The following is a 1,855-nucleotide window of genomic DNA, read 5'->3' as shown; positions in this document are numbered from 1 at the left end:
GGAGCAATTGTCGGCTATCAGCCGTTCGGCGGTTTTAATATGTCAGGAACAGACTCAAAAGCAGGCGGTCCCGATTACTTAATTCTTCATATGCAAGCCAAAACAACGTCCGAAGTTTTTTGATTTGAGAGAAATAAAATCGTGCGATTCTTTAGCGGATCGCACGATTTCAACTTTTTGATCAGGAGGACAATTTATGCAGTATACAAAAATCAGTCACATGACTCCGGCTGAAAGAGTGGAGGCGCTGACAGCATCTCTGGTCAGCCTCAGCAGCGTGAACGGCACCGTTGGAGAAGGGACAAAAGCAGATTTCATCAAAGAAGTGATCACGAGCTATCCTTATTTTCAGGAAAACCCCAGTCATGTGTGGGAACAGGCCATTCCCAATGACCCATACAATCGCAAAAATATTTTTGCGTTTATTAAAGGACATGGAGAAAGCCGTAATACAGTCATTTACCATGCCCATCTGGATACAGTTGGAATCGAAGATTTCGGCCCTTTAAAGGATATCGCTTTTGATTGTGAGAAATTGGCCGAGTATTTCAGCCGCTATGAGTTCGATCAGGATGTTCAGCGGGATGCCAAATCAGGCGATTGGATGTTCGGAAGAGGATCTGTCGATATGCAAAGCGGCATCGCCGTGCATTTAGCCAATCTCCTGCATTTTTCGGAGAACCTTGAAAGGTTGCCGGAAATTGTATTGTTTATGGTCAATCCCGTTGAGGAGAGCCAGCATTCGGGCATTCTCGCCAGCATTTCAGAGCTGAACCGGCTAAAAAAAGAAAAACAGCTTCACTATTTGGCTGCTATTAATACGGATTTTATTACCCCACTTTACGATGGTGATCAGACAAGATATATCTATACCGGAGCCGCGGGAAAACTGCTGCCTTGCTTTTACATTTACGGGCGTGAAGTCCATGTTGGCGATACACTGGCAGGGATTGACCCAAATTTCATTTCATCTGAAATCACAAGCCGTCTCCACAATAACATCCATCTGGCAGAAAAGATTGAAGGGGAGTTGGTTCTGCCCCCATCCTGTTTGTATCAGCGTGATAACAAGGAATCCTATAATGTGCAAACGGCTGTCAGCACCAGCTTGTATTTCAATTGTTTTATTTATGAAAGAACAGCAAAAGAAATGATGGATTTGCTTATTGAAGTCACTGAGGAAGCATGCCGGGAGACAGAACGAAAATTATCAGATTATTATGAAGAATATGTAAAGAGAGCCAACCTGCCAAAGATACATTTATCATGGGGCATTCAAGTGTATAGCCTGGAGCAATACTTAGAAAAGCTGAGAAACCGGGGGATAGATCCCGAGCAGTGTATCGAGCAGACATTCAAAGCCAACGAGCACCTTGAACTTCGCATGAGATGCTTTCAGGCAATCGAAGAGCTTCAAAAGCTTGACCCCGATCAAGGCGCAAAAGTCATTCTATTTTACGCACCTCCTTACCTGCCGCATAACTATTTGAAAGAAGATAGCGCAAGAGATCAGCTTTTGCAGCATGTGATTAAAGAAGCGGCTGACAAAACCGCTGAATCGACAGGCGAAACATTTGTCTTCAAAAAGTTTTTCCCCTACTTGGCAGACGGCAGTTTTTTATCACTGCACGAAACCGATGGCGAAATTGATTCTTTTATCAGGAACTTCCCTGGGTGGAATATGATTGGAACCATTCCGTTCAAAGACATACGCAAGCTGAATATTCCATCCATTAATATGGGTGTGTATGGAAAAGACGGCCATAAATGGACAGAACGAGTCTATAAACCGTACACATTTCATGTATTGCCTCTCCTCATACAGCAAACCACCGTTCATCTTTTGCAAAGCTAC

General features: G+C 43.7%; 2 protein-coding genes. Both read left to right on the top strand.

Annotated features, from left to right (window positions below; all coding sequences use genetic code 11):
• The coding region (locus ACWHAR_RS20365) for a hypothetical protein (RefSeq protein ID WP_452087646.1) at nt 1-123 on the top strand (123 nt) is incomplete at its 5' end.
• A gap of 73 nt (nt 124-196) precedes the next feature.
• A partial coding sequence (locus ACWHAR_RS20360; RefSeq protein WP_452087645.1) for a M20 family metallopeptidase occupies nt 197-1,855 on the top strand: 1,659 nt, incomplete at its 3' end.

It is taken from the genome of Bacillus sp. LR--39 (genome assembly GCF_053613335.1).
The sequence above is the reverse complement of the archived record's forward strand: the minus strand, read 5'-3'. Positions and strand labels throughout refer to the sequence as shown.